Origin of the sequence: Streptomyces sp. NPDC086777, from assembly GCF_040702065.1 — a bacterium.
Classification (GTDB): domain Bacteria; phylum Actinomycetota; class Actinomycetes; order Streptomycetales; family Streptomycetaceae; genus Streptomyces.
This window is the reverse complement of record NZ_JBFBJI010000027.1, coordinates 94935-109984: the sequence shown is the minus strand read 5'-3', so window position 1 is coordinate 109984 and position 15050 is coordinate 94935. Positions and strand designations below refer to the sequence as shown.

Genomic DNA, 15050 nt, shown 5'->3' with positions numbered 1-15050 from the left:
CGGGGTCGCGTCCCGGCCGCGTCGACAACGTTGTCGGACCTCAACTTCCGAGTGGAGGAGCAAACCCCGTGATCACACGACTGTCGAGACCTCCCGGCACCATGGCGATCGGTCTCCTCGCGGCCGCGGCGCTTGCCGCGGCCGGACTGTGCACCCCGGCATGGGCCGCCGGAAAGGCCGCGCTCGTCACCTCGCCGGCCACCCTCGTCAACCCGTTCATCGGAACGTCGAACCAGGCCGACGACTTCCCGGGTGCCGACGTCCCGTTCGGCATGGTGCAGTGGAGCCCGGACACGCCGTCGCGGCCCGACGGCGGGGGCTACGAGTACAACGACTCGTCGATCACCGGCTTCAGCCTGACCCACATCGCCGGCCCCGGCTGCGGCGCGGCCGGTGACATACCCGTGCTGCCCACCGTCGGAGCCGTGAACACGGGCGCCACGGACGCGTTCTCGCACGCCAACGAGACCGCCTCCGCCGGGTCCTACAAGGTCACGCTCAACAACCAGGTGACCACCGAACTGACCACCACGACCCGCAGCGGCATGGCCCGCTTCACCTTCCCCTCGACCAGTCAGGCCAACCTGGTCTTCAAGTTGACGGGCAGCCAGAACGGCGCCAGTTCCACCCAGTTCACCAAGGTGTCGAACACCGAGGTCAGCGGACAGGTCACCAGCGGCCACTTCTGCGGTGCGGGAAACACGTACACCGTCTACTTCGACATGGTCTTCGACCAGCCGTTCGCCTCGCAGGGCAGCTCGCTCGCCAAGGCGTCGGCCACCACTTTCGAGGCAACCGCGAGGGCGTCGAAGAACGCCGCCGAGAAGCCCAACCGGCCGGTGCTGCACGGCGAGAACCCGGGCACCGCGAAACCCAGGTCCGCCAGGACCGCACAGAGCGGCGCCGCGGCTGCCGCCGCCTCGAACGGCTACGTCACCTTCAACACCACGAGCAACCCGGTCGTGCAGGCCAAGGTCGGCATCTCCTACGTGTCCGTCGCCAACGCGGTCGCCAACCGGACCGCGGAGAACAGCGGCTGGGACTTCGACGCCACCCGCACCGCCGCGCAGAACGCGTGGAACAGCACGCTCGGCAAGGTACAGATCGCCGGCGGGACGGCCGCACAGCAGCAGAGCTTCTACACGGCGCTCTACCACTCGCTGCTGCACCCGAACGTGATCAGCGACAGCAACGGCCAGTACTACGGCTTCGACGGGAAGACGCACACCGTGGACGCCGGTCACGGCGCGGTGTACGCGAACTACTCCGGCTGGGACATCTACCGCTCGCAGGCCCAGCTCGAAGCCCTCGTCGCCCCACAGGTCGCCTCGGACACCGCGCAGTCCATGGTCGACGACTACGCGCAGACCGGGATCTTCCCCAAGTGGTCGGAGAACAACGGCGAGTCGTACGTCATGGTCGGTGACCCCGCGGACGCCATCCTCGCCGACTACTACGCCTTCGGGGCCCGGAACTTCGACACCACGACCGCCCTGGCCGACATGGTCAAGCAGGCGAGCACCACCAACAACGACCGGCCCGGCCTCGGCTACCTGAACTCGCCGGGCTACATGCCGCACGACGGCAGTTACGGCTGCTGCAACTTCTACGGCCCGGTGGCCACCACCCTCGAGTACGACACGGCCGACTTCGCGATCTCGGCGATGGCCGGGGCGCTCGGCGACACCGCGAACCAGAAGACGTACGCCAACCGCGCGCAGGACTGGCGCAACGTGCTCAACCCCGCCTCCGGCTTCGTGGAGCCCCGCAACGCGAGCGGCTCGTGGACCGGCGGCTTCGACCCGACCAGCGGCACCGACATGGTCGAGGCCGACTCGTGGATCTACACCGGGATGGTGCCCTTCGACATCGGCGGCCTGGCGAAGGCCAAGGGCGGCAACACCGCCATGAACCACTACCTGGACACCGTGCTGCGCAGCTACACCGGCGCCAACGGCTACGCCTGGGTCGGCAACGAGCCCAGCATCGAACTCCCCTGGGAGTACGACTACACCGGGCAGCCCTGGAAGACGCAGGGCACGGTGCGGGCGATCCAGGACCAGATCTGGTCGAACACCCCGGGCGGCCTGGCCGACGGCAACGACGACCTCGGCGCGATGAGCGCCTGGTACGTGTGGTCGGCGCTCGGCATGTTCCCCGAGACGCCCGGCACCTCCGACCTCGCCCTCGGCTCACCGCTGTTCACGCAGGCCGTGGTCACGCTCCCGTCGGGCAGGACGCTCACCGTCAACGGCAACGGCGCCGCGGACAACGCCCCCTACGTCCAGTCCGCGGCCTGGAACGGCACGGCGTGGAACAACGCCTACGTCCCCACCACGGCGATCACGGCGGGCGGCACGCTGGACTTCACGCTGGGCACCGGCGCCGACACCTCCTGGGCGACGGCGGCCACGGCGGCGCCGCCGTCGTACGCGGGGGACACCACCGCGCCCACGTCGCCACGGATCGGTCCGCTCACCTCGTCGGTGGCCTCGAACCTGTGCGTGGACGTCGCGTCCTCCGGCACCTCCGACGGCACCCACGTCCAGACCTGGGGCTGCGACACCACGTACGCGCAGGACTGGATCGTCGCGGGCGACGGAACGGTCCGGGCCCTCGGCAAGTGCCTGGACGCCGACCACAGCGGGACCACCAACGGCACGCTGATCCAGTTGTGGAACTGCAACGGCACCGGCGCCCAGCAGTGGACCGCCGGCAGTAACGGGTCGCTGGTCAACCCGCAGTCGAAGCTCTGCCTCGACGACCCCAACTCCTCGACGACGAACGGCACCCAGCTCCAGCTGTACACCTGCAACGGCACCGCGGCCCAGAACTGGAAGCTGCCGGGCTGAGCGGCACCGAGCCGGCCGGGCAGCCGAACGCCCGGCCGGCTCCGCGCGCACGCGTGCCGGTGGCGGCGAAGCCGGGGGAGGCGCTGAGCGCCGCGGTCAGGGCCTGGTAGGTGTAGAAGCCGTTCCGGTTCGGGAACATCTGGTTGAACTGCGCCTCGCTGACCACGAACCCGGACGGGTTGCCGCCTCCGCCACCACCGGCCGGGGCGTTCCACTTCTGGTCGGCGGCGCCGGTGCAGGTCCAGATCTGCAGGCGGGGTGCCGTTGGCGCTGTCGTTGTCCCGTACGTCGAGGCACTTGTTCGCGGCGGGGTTGACGATGTCGTGGGCGGCGGTGACGACCCACTGCTGGTTCGCACCGCCGGAATTGAACCGTTGGTTCACCTGATGGCGGCACAGGGTTCATCCAGGACCTACAAGTTCATGGGCATGACCTCAAGACCCCGCTTGCGCAAGCGCACTCGGATCGGCACAGCCGTCCTCGTCACCGTCGCCGTGGCGGGCACGGGCACCGTCGTGGCCCAGGCCCACGGCTGGCTGTCGGCCCCGACGCACGACTTCGACGCGGCCGCCGACTCGTTCACCGGCCACGGCAAGGTGACGGGTGACGTCCTGCGCAACGACCACGGCGCGAGCGCCGTCGTGCGGCACACCGCCCCGTCCCACGGCACGGTGACGGTCGACGCGGACGGCGCGTTCACCTACACGCCGGCCTCCGGCTTCAAGGGCACGGACACCTTCACGTACACGGCGACCGACGCCGTGCAGCTGTTCAAGGACACGCAGCGCAACGGCGACCCGCTGCCCTCGCTCGCGACGGTCGCGGGACCGGGCGGTACCACCACCCGGATCTCCGGCGAGGGCTACGGCTCCGCGCTCGCCCCGGTGCCGGGCAAGCCGGGCCGCTTCTACGGCCTCACCGACCGCGGCCCCAACGCCGACGCCCCGGACGGCAACAAGTCCGAGATGCTCACCGGCTTCACCCCGCAGATCGGTGAGTTCAAGCTAGACAAGGGCAGGGCCGAGCTGGTCGGGAAGATCACCCTCAAGGGCCCGAAGAGCCTCGGCGGCGTGCCGTACAGCGGCCGTCCCCCGCACGACACCAGCGAGGTCATCGACGACGTCGACGCGACGAACGCCAACGGCGGCACACCCACGCCCGTCGAACGGGACCCCTACGGCTACGACTCCGAGGGCCTGGTGGCGCTGCCCGACGGCACGTTCTGGGTCTCGGACGAGTACGGTCCGTACCTCACGCACTTCGACGCGAACGGCTACGAACTGGGCCGGCTGACCCCCTACAAGGACAGCCAGGACAACCAGTACCACAAGATCCTCGGCCACCTCCCGGCCGAACTGGCCAACCGCCTGAAGAACAAGGGCATGGAGGGCCTGACCGTCACGCCGGACGGCTCGACCCTGGTGGGTGTCATGCAGGCCGCGCTGCAGCAGCCGGATCTCGGCAGCACCAAGGCGTCCAACCTCGCGCCCACCCGCATCGTCACCGTCGACCTGCGGACGTTCAGGACCAGGCAGTACCTGTACCTGCTGGACGACCCGGCCACCACGGGTGACGCCAACAGCGAGATCACGGCGCTGTCCGACACGAAGTTCGTCATCGACGAACGCGACGGGAACTTCGAGCCGTTCGCCCAGAAGTCCCTCTACGAGGTCGACGTCAACGGCGCCACCGACGTCAGCGGGCTGACCGTCAACGGCAAGTCGCCCGAGGCGTTCGTCGGCAAGGTCGGCACCAACGCCGCGCTGACCGCGCTCACCGGTGCCGGCGTCCAGGTCGCCCAGAAGCAGCCGTACCTCAACGTCGGAACGCTGGTGAGCCAGCTCGACCCCAGCGGGACGTTCTTCGGGCACGACAAGGTCGAGGGCGTCGCCACCACGGACGCCGGCAAGACCCTGTACCTGTCCAACGACGACGACTTCGGCATCGACACCATCGCCGTCGACCCCGACGGGAAGTGGACCGTCCACCAGAAGGTGCTGCCGGCCACGGGCCGGACCGACAACGGTGAGATCCTGAAGGTCGACACCACCAAGCTGCCGGCCGTGCTCAAGACCGTCACGGTCACCGTCCGCGTGAACTGACGTGCCCGGCGCCGCGACCCGGGCCCGTCCAGCCGGTGGACGGACCCGGGTCGGCGGCCGTGGCGGGCGGTCGCCCACTAGTTCTTCTGCAGCGCGCGCGTGACGCCGGCGATGACGGCGGTCGTCAGTATCCAGCCGAAGGCGATGAGCAGGTAGGCCAGCCACTGCAGGCCCTCGTCCGGCCAGTACCAGGCGGCGCGCTGGCCCAGGCCGCCGATGGGGATCAGCAGGTCGAGGGTGTAGACGAGCGGCTGGAACGGCGCGCCCTGGCCTTGCTGGACCGGCTTGGGGGAGTGGCCGCCGAAGGACAGGGTGCCCAGCAGGGTCAGTGCGAGCAGCCAGACGCCGGCCAGCCAGGGGCGGTAGCCGTAGCCGACGGTCACGTCGAGCAGGTGCCCCCACACCCGCGCCGCCGCCGGCAGGGTCCGGCGCCGGTGGCGCTGTCTGGCCAGGAGCACCCGGCGGGCCTCGTCGTCGTGGCCGGCCTTCCGGTACCAGCTCGCCAACTGCTCGTAGGGCTGGGGGTTGTAGCCGGGGCTGCGCCGTATCCACGCCACCCGGCGGGCCACGGAGTTCCGCCGCCCCGCCGCTTCCGGACGCGCGGCCGCCTCGCCCTCCCTGACGGCGCCGTACACGAAGCCGTCCAGTTCCACCACGTCCGGCCAGCTGCGGTCGCTGTCGCGCAGGTACGACACCTGGGCACCCCGCAGGTCCACGGCACCCGACGGTGGTCGGGCGAGGGTGAAGTCGAAGTCGACGGCCTGCATCAACGAGGCCGACAGGGACGGGCCGTCACCGTCCGGCGGCCGGTTCAGCACGGCCCCCGCGAAGCTCAGGCCGGCCGAGATCCGGGCGCCCCGCAGCTCCACGGTGCCGTTCGCGACGAACCCGCTGGAGAGCACGACCGTCGAGGTCACGGAGTTCTCCAGGTTGAGCGCCAGGCCGCGCGGGCTGGGCTCCTCCAGCCGCGCGCCGTTCATGTACAGCCCCCCGGGCAACTGCGCACCCGGCAGCCGTACTTCGCCCCGCGCGACGAACCCGGGCCGGCAGAACAGGCCCCCTTCCATCACCAGACCGCCGCCGGCCAGGGCCCACCCGCCGGGCGCGTTCAGCTCGGCCCTGTTGAGGATCACCCCGCCGGCCACCCGGGAGTTGGTCAGGGACAGGGCCGTGACGCGATGGTGGAAGTGCGAGGGGGCGCCGCTCTCGACGATCGAGCGCCCCAGGTCGAGGTTCCCCTCGATGCGGGCCGCCCCGGCCTCGATGCCGGGCACCCGGCACGCCTTGAACACGAGCGTCTGGGTCGTTGCCCCGAGCAGGTTCACCGCCTCCTCGAACCAGCACTCCTCCAGCCAGAGGGCGTAGGCGAGTTGCGCACCGGCCAGGTCGAGCGGTCCGGTGATGCGGGCCCCGGCCAGCCGCAGACACGGCACCGCACCGGGCTGCCCGGGGCGGGCGCCCAGCATCAGCGCCGCGATCACGGAGGCCCGGACCGTGCGCTCCGGCCCCCACCGCCCACCCTCGGCGACGGGGTCGTCCCCGGGCGCCTCCGCGCGCAGAGCCACGGCCCGCCCCTCGGGAAACGCGTTCCACAACTCGCGTTCCGGCGAAGTCAATTCGTCGTATGAGAACACTCGTGCAGCGTAGTGATCCGCCGGCGTTCCCGCCCCGCCCGCGCAGGCCGGGGACGGCGTCGGTCCTGCATCAGCGGCCGAGCCTCCGACCGGAGGTGACGTTCGATGCCGCGATCACAACGCCGAGCCGCCGGACGCGTCGATGCACTGACCCGTCACCCAGCGGGAGTCCGTGGAGGCGAGGAAGGCGACGATGTCCGCGACGTCCGCGGGTTCCCCCATCCTGCCGAACGTGGAGAGCGCGGCGTGCTCGGCCTCCGCCTCGGGCGTTGCCCACCGCCTTCGGTTCATGTCCGTCCTGACGAAGCCGGGTGCCACACAGTTCACCGTGATCTGCCTGGCCCCCAACTCCTTGGCGAGCGTGTGGGTGAGTGCCTCCAGGGCCGCCTTGGCCATGGAGTAGGCGAGGGCGGACGGGAGCGCGACGCGGGTGGCCGCCGAGCTGATGTTGACGATACGGCCGCCCTCGCGCAGCAGCGGAAGTCCTTCCTGCACGAGAAAGAGCGGGGCCCTGGCGAGTACGGCCATGAGCCGGTCGAAGTCCTGCGGGGTCACCTCGCGGACACCGCCCCCGATGTTGAAACCCGCGTTGTTGACCAGGATGTCCAGCGCGGTGGGCTCGCCCAGTGCGCACAGGCCGGCGCCGAACCGCTCGTACACGGTGCGGATGCCGTCGGGCTCTTCGAGCGGACCGTGCACGGGGAACGCTCGACCGCCGGCACCGGCGATCAGCGCGACGGTCTCGTCGGCCGAGGACCCGTCGCTGCCGTAGTGCACGGCCACGAGCGCGCCGTCCGCCGCGAGACGGCGGGCGATGGCCCGCCCGATCCCGCGCCCGGCGCCGGTGACCAGAGCCGTTCGGCCGTTCAGCGTGCCCATCGGGCCCCCCACGTCATGAGCGCGTCGCGTGTGCCGGATGATCCTAACGTGCCGCAGAAGTGACAAAACCGGCATGCGCGTCGCAACTGGGCGCTGGCGACGGCAGGTTGTCGTGCAGAGCGAAACAGGGCCGGTACCGTCTCCCTCCCCGCCTCCCCGCCTCCCTGCCTCCCTGCCGTTCCCCGCACGCACCGTCCGCGGCCGGACGGGGCATCCGGCCGCGTCCGTGTTCCCCGGCGCAGCGGCTCAGTCCTGGCCGCCGAAGACGATCTGGTCCCAGTCGATGACCGAACCGGTCACCACCCCGCTGCGGTCGGAGAGCAGGAGGACGACGAAGTCGGCGATCTCGTCGACCTGCCCGAGCCTGCCCATCGGCTGGGACGCTGCGGCCTTCTCCCGCCAGTCGTCACCCGCGCCGTGGAAGGCGCGCTGGACCGCGTCCTCGCCCTCGGTGTCGGTCCAGCCGATGTTGAGGCCGTTGATCCGGATCCTGTCCCAGCGGTGGGCGTGGGCCGCGTTGCGGGTGAGCCCGGCGAGCCCGGCCTTGGCCGCGGAGTACGGCGCGAGGAAGGGCGGCCTGCCGTGGGCGCAGTTGGAGATGATGTTGACGATGGTGCCGGGCGCCTTGCGGGCGAGCATGTCGGCCACGGCCGCCTGCATGGCGAAGAACGGCGCCCGCAGATTGATCGCCACGTGCTGGTCGAACAGCTCCGGCGTGGTGTCCAGGAGCGAGCCGCGCGAGGTCAGCCCGGCCGCGTTGACCAGACAGTCGATCCGGCCGTGCGCGTCCAGGGTGCGTTCGACGCTGCCGCGTGCCTGCGCCGGGTCGGCGAGGTCCGCGCGGACGAAGCGGGCGCCCGTCTCGGCGGCGGTCCTCTCGCCCGTCTCGGTCCGGCGGCCGGTGAGGACGACGCTCGCGCCCTCCCGTACCGCCGCCCGCACGATGCCCGCGCCGACGCCCTGGCTGCCGCCGTTGACGAGGACGACCTTGTCCTCGAGGAGTCCCATGAGTCGCTGTGTTCCCTTCAGCTCTGGCGGCGCTCGGCGCCGGCCCGCAGTTCCTCGCGCAGCCGGCCGGGGGTCCAGCCCTCGGTCACGGCCTGCCAGACGGTGTCCGCCTGGGAGGGCGGGGCGAGACCGTCGACCGGCGGGTCGAGGTCCAGGTTGGTGGGGAAGGGGTAGCCCTCGGCGGTGGCGGCGACCACACGGCGCAGCCATTCCTCCGCGGCCCCCTCGGCCTTGCGGCGCAGCAGCACCGGGAAGAGGGCGCGCGCCATCGCCGCCCGGTCCACCGTCTCCATGGCGCGACCGAAGGCGGAGGAGATCTGCAGCAGGTTCGCCATCCGCCGGATGCCGGTCGAGCGGTTGTGGCCGGCGGCGTGGAAGAGCGCGGGGTTGAAGAAGGCGGCGTCGCCCTTGTCCAGCGGGAGCTGTACGTGGTGGGTGTCGAAGTACTCGACGAACCGGGGGAGCCGCCAGGCGAGGTAGCCGGGCTCGTACTTCTGGGAGTGCGGGAGGTAGAGCGTGGGGCCGGACTCGACGGGCATGTCGCAGTGGGCGACGGCGCCCTGGAGGGTCAGGACGGGGGACAGGCGGTGCACGTGCGCCGGGTAGGCGGCGGCCCGCTCCTGGGAGAGGAAACCGAGGTGGTAGTCGCGGTGCGCGCGCTGGGCGGCGCCGCCCGGGTTGACCACGTTGACCTGTGAGGTGACCTGGTAGGCGGGGCCCAGCCAGGCCTCGGCGACCAGCGCGACCATGTCGTTGGCGTAGTAGTCGGCGAACACCTCGGGCGCCCGTACGGCCACCTTGTCCAGGGCGTTCCAGACGCGGTCGTTGGCGCCCGGCTTCGCGAAGTGGTCGCCGCGGGCGGTACCGCTCGCGCGCTCCTCCTCGATCAGCGCGCCGAAGGCCTCGGTCGCCCGGTCGACGACGTCCGCGTCGGCGAACGCGCCCTTGAGGACCACGATGCCGGGGCCGTCGAGCAGCGCCCGGACCAGCTCGCCCTGCACCTCGCGGCGGCCTTCCGGGGTGGCCGCGAGGAGGCGGAGCCGGCCGCTGTCGTAGAGCGGGACGTTCTGCTCCACGCGCTCGGCCGAGGGAGTGTCGGCGGGATCGGTGCGCTGGTCCACGAGGGAGCGGAACGCGTCGAGGTCGCAGTCGGCCTCGGTCAGCCATGTCCGCGCTGCCGCGGTTGGGGTGGACATCCGTGGTCCTTTCGCAGTCCGTGCGTTTCTGCCAGTCTTGAGAACCCGAAGCCATCATTCAATGCCTGCCAATACATCAAAAGTGCATCAGGAGGTCGTGGAATCCGTCATGAGGCACCCCTATGCGATCAGGGAAATCGCCCGCCAGGCAGGCCTGAGCACGGCCACGGTGGACCGCGTGCTCAACGAGCGCGGCAACGTCAGGGAGAGCACCGTCAGGGAGGTGCAGGAAGCCATCAGGGACCTGGACCGCCAGCAGGCGCAGGTCCGCATCGGCGGCCGCACCTTCATGATCGACATCGTGATGCAGGCACCGGAACGGTTCTCCACCGCGGTACGCGAGGCGCTGGAGGCCGAACTGCCCTCCCTGCATCCCGCCGTCGTACGGTCGCGCTTCCACTTCCGTGAGACCTGCCCGGCCGCCGAACTGACCGGGACCCTGGACAAGATCGCGAAGCGGGGTTCGCAGGGCGTGGTCCTCAAGGCCCCCGACGTACCCGAAGTCGCCGCCGCCGTCGGACGACTGGTGGCGGCCGGCATCCCCGTCGTCACCCTGGTGACCGACCTCCCGCACAGCGCCCGCCTCGCCTACGTCGGCATCGACAACCGCGCGGCCGGCACCACGGCCGCCTATCTCCTCCAACAGTGGCTGGGCGACCGCCCCGGCCATGTGCTCACGACCGTCAGCCGGGGTTCCTTCCGGGGCGAGGAGGAGCGCGAGATGGGCTTCCGCAGCGCGATGCGCCGCACCGATCCGCAGCGCTCCCTGGTCGAGGTCACGGACAGCGACGGCCTGGACACCACCCAGTACGACCTCGTACTCGACGCGCTCGGACGCGACGAGGACATCGTGGCCGTGTACTCCGTGGGCGGCGGCAACCTCGCCACCCTGGAGGCCTTCGACTCCCTCGGACGCGCATGCGCGGTCTTCATCGCCCACGACCTGGACCGCGACAACACCCGCCTGCTGCGCGAGCGCCGCCTGTCCGCGGTGCTCCACCACGACCTGCGCCACGACCTGCGCCGCGCCTGCCAGACGATCATGCGCGCCCACAAGGCACTCCCGTACGACGGCCCCGCGCTTCCGTCCGCGATCCAGGTGGTCACACCGTTCAACATGCCACCCGGGGCCCCGTCCACGGCGCCCGCGGACTGACCACCGAAGAACCGCCGCCGGCTTGCGCTACCGCGTTGCCCGCCGCGCCCGGCCTCGCCGCGCCCGCCGCGCCCGGCCGTGGTTCCCGCGAGCGGTCACGCCGCGGGCGAGGTGTCGGGTTCGGGAAGGGAACTCAACACGCGGCGGTGTCGGCGACGATGGCGCGGAGGCGTGCTCGGCACTCGTCGACGAAGGTCGGGAAGGTGCGCCAGTAGTAGGAGATTCCGCTGACGCCCACCGCGATGGCCCAGGCGCGGGCGCGGGCCCAGGTCACGTCGTCGAGGTCCAGGGCGTCCCGGTAGCTCTGCCGGGCCTGTGGCGGCAGGTCCCAGATCGTGGAGTGCTCGGCGTCGGGGAAACCGACCGAGAGCGCTCCGAAGTCGATGACCGCGTGGAGTCTGCCCTCCCGGGCCAGGAGGTTGGTCGGCTTGAGGTCGCCGTGGAGCCACACGTGGGGTCCCGAGGGCTCGGGCAGCGTGAGCGCGGCCCGCCACAACCGTTCCAGAAGGTCGACGTCGAGCTCTGAGCCCACGGTGGATCGGCAGTCGTCGAGACACCTGCCGATCCACTGACCGCACGGCTCCAGGCCGCCGCCGCGGTACCAGCTCAGCTCGTCCGCCCGGGTCGCTCCCATGAGGCCGATGCCGTGGAGTTCCCTCACGAACGCCGCCAGGTCGGTCCCGAAGGCGGCCCAGTCCCGGACCGTGTCCGGGCCGACTTCGTCACCGTCGATCCAGCGGTGGACCGACCAGACCAGAGGGAAGACCGCGGTGGGCGTCCCCGCGTGGACGGGCTCGGGAATCGGGCACGTCAGGAAGGGCGCGAGGCGAGGAAGCCATTCCTGCTCCTTCCGCACGGACCCTCCCCTGCCGGGGGTTCGGGGCAGTCGCACCAGCAGGTCGTCGCCCAGCCGGTACATGGTGTTCTCGGTGCCCGCGCCGGCCGGCGACAACGGCAGCCCGGCCCACTCCGGTCGCTGCCGCCTCAGCAGTGCCCGGACCAGTGCCTCGTCGACCGCGATCTCGTCCTCGTGAAGCGTCACGCCGGACATCACACCGCAGAAGGAGGAAACCGGGCCAGTGACTTTCGGGCGCCGACGCCGAACCCGACGGGCACCCAAGGGGCTTCGGTGCGGCAGGACCGGCCCGCGGAGCAGCACGGACCAGGACCGCGGACGTTGCGAGCGGGCGGTGTCCTCTCATCCGGGTGCCCAGCTGTGAGCCGATGACGGACAGGTTCGGCCGAACGGCGGACAGTTACCGACATACCGCCCGCGTCGTCGTCCCGATGCGCTGGGATGACCTGATTCATCGCAACCGGCGGGAGGGGGCGGACATGGGCGCGTTTGCCGAGTCGGGTCTGGCTTGTGCGGCGACCGGAGCGGACCGGAAGGCCTGCCGGTGTGGCGCGGGCCTCGGCGCGGACGGCCCGAAGGCCGCCGAGGAGAGGTTCCGCGGCCTGCTGGAGGCGGCACCCGACGCCATGGTGATCGTGGACGACACCGGCACCATCAGACTCGTCAACGCGCAGACCGAGGCCCTCTTCGGCTACGGCCGCGAGGAACTCCTGGACCGCCCGGTCGAGTTGCTCATGCCGCACCGTTTCCGCGGCCACCACACGGTGCACCGCGGCGGGTACGCCGAGAACCGCCAGGTCCGTCCGATGGGCGCCGGGCTCGATCTGCACGGACTGCGCAAGGACGGTACGGAGTTCCCCGTCGAGATCAGCCTCAGCCCGCTGGAGACCGCGGACGGACTGCTGGTCTCCGCCGCCGTCCGCGACGTCAGCGACCGCAAGGCGGCCGAGGCCCGCATCAACGAACTCGCCGCGCTCGTCGAGTCGTCCCAGGACGCGATCCTCGCGAAGACCCTCGACGGGTACATCACCTACTGGAACGCGGCCGCCCAGCGGTTGTACGGCTACACGGCCGAGGAGGTCATAGGCCGGCACGTGTCGCTGCTCTCCCCGTCCGAACTCCGCGGCGAGATCAGCGCGCTCCTGCAGCGGTTGCTGCACGGCGAGAAGGTCGAGCACTTCGAGACGCTCCGGGTCACCAAGGACGGCAGCCTGCTGGACGTGGACGTCACACTCTGGCCGACCCGGGACACCGACGGCGCGGTCGTCGGGGCGTGCGCCATCGTGCGGGACATCAGCGACCGTAAGCGCGCCGAGGCCGAACTGACCGCGCTGTACGAGCAGCAGCGGCACATCGCGCTCACCCTGCAGCGCAGTCTCATGGGCACACCGCCCGCGATCCCCGGCCTGGCCACCGCCAGCCGCTACCGGCCGGCCACCCAGGGCGCGGGTGTGGGCGGCGACTGGTTCGACCTCATACCGCTCGGTGCGGGCCGGGTCGGCGTCCTCATCGGGGACGTGATGGGCCGCGGTCTCGAAGCGGCCGCGGTGATGGGCCAGTTGCGCTCGGCCGCGCACGCGCTGGCCAAGACCGGCATGCAGCCCCGGCAGCTGATGCAGGCCCTCGACACCTGCGTCCAGGACCTCGACGTGCCTGACCAGCTGGTGACCTGCTGCTACCTCACCATCGCCCCGGACACCGGCACGGTGACCGTCTGCTCCGCCGGTCATCTCCCGACCCTGGTGGCCACCCCCGGCGGCACCGTCGACAGACTCCCCGCCCAGGTCAACGCCCCGCTCGGAGTGGGCGACATCCTCTACGAACAGTCCTCCACGTCCGTGCCGCCCGGCGCCACCCTCATCCTCTACACCGACGGCCTGGTCGAGACGCCGGGCAGTGACATCGAGAACCGGATCGCCGAACTCACCTCGGTGCTCGGCGGGTTCTTCACCGCCCCGCCGTGTCTGGAAGCCGCCGCCGACCACGTCCTGTCCGGGCTGCTGCCGGAGGCGGACAGCCACGACGACGACGTGACGCTCCTGTTCGCCCAGCTGCCGGCCGCACCCCCGGCGGCCGTCACGACCGACCTCCCGGCCGTCGCCTCCTCCGTCCCGGAAGGCCGCGCGTTCCTGAGCAAGGCGCTGCTCTCCTGGGACTGCGCGGGCCCGGTCGACGAGGCGCTCCTGCTGCTGTCCGAGACCCTCACGAACGCCGTTCAGCACGCCGAGGGCCCCATCGGCCTGCACCTGTGCCGCACCGCCACCGACCTCACCGTCGAGGTCAGCGACCGCAGCCCGCACCTGCCGCAGCCCCGTATCGCGGCCGGGGACGAGGAGTCGGGCCGCGGCCTGTTCCTGGTCCGCACCCTCGCCGACACGTGGGGCGTGCGCCCCACCGACGAGGGCAAGACGACCTGGTTCACGCTGAGGCTTTGACGCGGCGCCGTTGTGCGGGCCAGGACCGGCGGCTGTCCGTGCCGGGCGGCGGGCGAGCGGACGACGGCCGCGACGGAACGGTCGTCCGCCCGCGGCCGCGACGGAACGGTCGTCCGCCTCCGGACGCGACAGCGGTGATGTCGGCCGGGCGGTTGCGGGCACCGGCCTGCCGCCCGCCCGCCTGCCTCAGCCGTCCGGTCGCCGCTCGCGCGGGTCCCCGGGGCGGTCCGGCCGACCCAGTTCGCGCCCGGTGATCATCTCGGACTCGATCCGCACGAACACCGGCTCCCCTACAGGCATCCATGAGCGGGGTCCGGCCTGCGACAGCCGTGCGTGCTCCTCGGGATCGCTCACGACTGCGGCCCGTCCGGTGACGACCACGCTCCAGCCGGTCCGGTTCTCCGCGTCGAACTCGTCGGCCTCGAAGGCGACCACCACGCCTCCGATCGCACGGACCAGGTCCGAACCCACGGCAGCGCACAGCAACACCGACGCATCCGAGTCCAGGGAGAAGTTGACGGGAAGGACCGCGGGCAGCGCCCGCTCGGTGTAGACCACGCGACCGACGGGCACCTTAGCGAGCAGGCGCAGGCACTCCTGGCGGTCGAGTGGGCGAAAGCCGTTGTTCCGGAGCATTGGTCCATACTCCTGCCGGCGCGTGCGTGGCTGTAGGGCCGACAGGCCCTTTCTCCGGTGTGTCGCGGGGACTCATGGACCCAGCACGGACCGACGGGTGCCTACGGCGGGTGGACGCGGACGGCGGCTCCACGCGCCGCAGGCCCACCCGCACCACGGTCCGGTGCGGACAGCAGGCATGGCCGCGGCTGGGAGCGCCGCTGTCCTCGTGCCGCCACGTGCCCGGCACGGCGAGGCCGATCTCGGCCCGGATGGTCTTGCCGCCGGCGAAACGCGGTCCAAGGCCACCGCTGGTG

General features: G+C 71.4%; 10 protein-coding genes and 1 pseudogene. 4 read left to right on the top strand and 7 right to left on the bottom strand.

Going from position 1 to position 15050, the window contains the following annotated elements:
• The first annotated feature begins 68 nt into the window (after positions 1-68).
• Entirely contained in the window at positions 69-2852 is a 2784-nt protein-coding gene (locus AB0472_RS32025; protein ID WP_366361578.1) for a lectin, read from the top strand.
• A 55-nt stretch (positions 2853-2907) separates the two neighbouring features.
• On the opposite strand, the pseudogene AB0472_RS32020 reads toward AB0472_RS32025, so the two are convergent.
• Positions 2908-3217, bottom strand: a pseudogene (locus tag AB0472_RS32020) (RICIN domain-containing protein); the annotation flags it as partial.
• 81 nt (positions 3218-3298) lie between these two features.
• Here AB0472_RS32020 and AB0472_RS32015 point away from each other — a divergent pair.
• On the top strand, positions 3299-4954 hold the full coding sequence (locus AB0472_RS32015) for an esterase-like activity of phytase family protein (protein ID WP_366361576.1): 1656 nt from the start codon (positions 3299-3301) through the stop codon (positions 4952-4954).
• Between the two features lie 77 nt (positions 4955-5031).
• On the opposite strand, the gene AB0472_RS32010 is transcribed toward AB0472_RS32015, so the two are convergent.
• From AB0472_RS32010 to AB0472_RS31995, 4 genes are all read right to left on the bottom strand, one after another.
• A complete protein-coding gene (locus tag AB0472_RS32010; RefSeq protein WP_366361574.1) occupies positions 5032-6588 on the bottom strand; it encodes an oxidoreductase in 1557 nt (518 codons plus the stop codon).
• A 114-nt stretch (positions 6589-6702) separates the two neighbouring features.
• The gene (locus tag AB0472_RS32005; protein WP_366361572.1) at positions 6703-7467 is read right to left on the bottom strand and encodes an SDR family oxidoreductase; all 765 of its coding nucleotides are present in this window, start codon (positions 7465-7467) and stop codon (positions 6703-6705) included.
• Between the two features lie 246 nt (positions 7468-7713).
• On the bottom strand, positions 7714-8475 hold the full coding sequence (locus tag AB0472_RS32000; protein ID WP_366361570.1) for an SDR family oxidoreductase: 762 nt from the start codon (positions 8473-8475) through the stop codon (positions 7714-7716).
• A 17-nt stretch (positions 8476-8492) separates the two neighbouring features.
• The gene (locus tag AB0472_RS31995) at positions 8493-9671 is read right to left on the bottom strand and encodes a phytanoyl-CoA dioxygenase family protein (RefSeq protein ID WP_366361568.1); all 1179 of its coding nucleotides are present in this window, start codon (positions 9669-9671) and stop codon (positions 8493-8495) included.
• A 109-nt stretch (positions 9672-9780) separates the two neighbouring features.
• Between AB0472_RS31995 and AB0472_RS31990 the strand changes: the two genes are divergently transcribed.
• Positions 9781-10827: a LacI family DNA-binding transcriptional regulator gene (locus AB0472_RS31990; protein WP_366361567.1), complete on the top strand. Its 1047-nt coding sequence runs from the start codon at positions 9781-9783 to the stop codon at positions 10825-10827.
• A gap of 133 nt (positions 10828-10960) precedes the next feature.
• Here AB0472_RS31990 and AB0472_RS31985 read toward each other — a convergent pair whose 3' ends face one another.
• A complete protein-coding gene (locus AB0472_RS31985; RefSeq protein ID WP_366361565.1) occupies positions 10961-11869 on the bottom strand; it encodes an aminoglycoside phosphotransferase family protein in 909 nt (302 codons plus the stop codon).
• A 293-nt stretch (positions 11870-12162) separates the two neighbouring features.
• Here AB0472_RS31985 and AB0472_RS31980 point away from each other — a divergent pair, with 293 nt between their 5' ends.
• Positions 12163-14118 carry a PAS domain S-box protein gene (locus AB0472_RS31980; RefSeq protein WP_366361564.1) on the top strand — a complete coding sequence of 652 codons (1956 nt, stop codon included), beginning with the start codon at positions 12163-12165 and terminating at the stop codon, positions 14116-14118.
• Between the two features lie 186 nt (positions 14119-14304).
• Here AB0472_RS31980 and AB0472_RS31975 read toward each other — a convergent pair whose 3' ends face one another.
• Positions 14305-14754, bottom strand: coding sequence for a pyridoxamine 5'-phosphate oxidase family protein (locus AB0472_RS31975; RefSeq protein ID WP_366361563.1), 450 nt, complete (start codon positions 14752-14754; stop codon positions 14305-14307).
• Between the last annotated feature and the right edge of the window lie 296 nt (positions 14755-15050).